Annotated in this window: 1 rRNA gene; it reads left to right on the forward strand. The window is 56.1% G+C overall.

Annotation, left to right across the window (positions count from 1 at the left end):
• Positions 1–1,396 (forward strand): 23S ribosomal RNA (locus AB0K65_RS32320); the annotation flags it as partial.
• Position 1,397: the final 1 nt, after the last annotated feature.

Consider the following 1,397-nt stretch of genomic DNA (forward strand, 5'->3'; position numbering starts at 1 on the left):
AAGGCTGAGACCTGATGCCGAGCCGATTGTGGTGAAGTGGATGATCCTATGCTGTCGAGAAAAGCCTCTAGCGAGTTTCATGGCGGCCCGTACCCTAAACCGACTCAGGTGGTCAGGTAGAGAATACCGAGGCGTTCGGGTGAACTATGGTTAAGGAACTCGGCAAAATGCCCCCGTAACTTCGGGAGAAGGGGGGCCATCACTGGTGATCGGATTTACTCCGTGAGCTGGGGGTGGCCGCAGAGACCAGCGAGAAGCGACTGTTTACTAAAAACACAGGTCCGTGCGAAGCCGTAAGGCGATGTATACGGACTGACGCCTGCCCGGTGCTGGAACGTTAAGGGGACCGGTTAGTGACCTTTCGGGGTTGCGAAGCTGAGAACTTAAGCGCCAGTAAACGGCGGTGGTAACTATAACCATCCTAAGGTAGCGAAATTCCTTGTCGGGTAAGTTCCGACCTGCACGAATGGCGTAACGACTTCTCGACTGTCTCAACCATAGGCCCGGTGAAATTGCACTACGAGTAAAGATGCTCGTTTCGCGCAGCAGGACGGAAAGACCCCGGGACCTTTACTACAGTTTGATATTGGTGTTCGGTTCGGCTTGTGTAGGATAGGTGGGAGACTTTGAAGCCGTGACGCCAGTCATGGTGGAGTCGCCGTTGAAATACCACTCTGGTCGTGCTGGATGTCTAACCTCGGTCCGTGATCCGGATCAGGGACAGTGTCTGATGGGTAGTTTAACTGGGGCGGTTGCCTCCCAAAGGGTAACGGAGGCGCCCAAAGGTTCCCTCAGCCTGGTTGGCAATCAGGTGTTGAGTGTAAGTGCACAAGGGAGCTTGACTGTGAGACCGACGGGTCGAGCAGGGACGAAAGTCGGGACTAGTGATCCGGCGGTGGCTTGTGGAAGCGCCGTCGCTCAACGGATAAAAGGTACCCCGGGGATAACAGGCTGATCTTCCCCAAGAGTCCATATCGACGGGATGGTTTGGCACCTCGATGTCGGCTCGTCGCATCCTGGGGCTGGAGTCGGTCCCAAGGGTTGGGCTGTTCGCCCATTAAAGCGGTACGCGAGCTGGGTTTAGAACGTCGTGAGACAGTTCGGTCCCTATCCGCTGTGCGCGTAGGAATATTGAGAAGGGCTGTCCCTAGTACGAGAGGACCGGGACGGACGAACCTCTGGTGTGCCAGTTGTCCTGCCAAGGGCATGGCTGGTTGGCTACGTTCGGGAGGGATAACCGCTGAAAGCATCTAAGCGGGAAGCCTGCTTCGAGATGAGTATTCCCACCTCCTTGAGAGGGTAAGGCTCCCAGTAGACGACTGGGTTGATAGGCCGGATGTGGAAGCCCAGTAATGGGTGGAGCTGACCGGTACTAATAGGCCGAGGGCTTGTCCTCA

It is taken from the genome of Streptomyces sp. NPDC053755 (assembly GCF_040677675.1).
Taxonomy (GTDB): Bacteria; Actinomycetota; Actinomycetes; order Streptomycetales; family Streptomycetaceae; genus Streptomyces.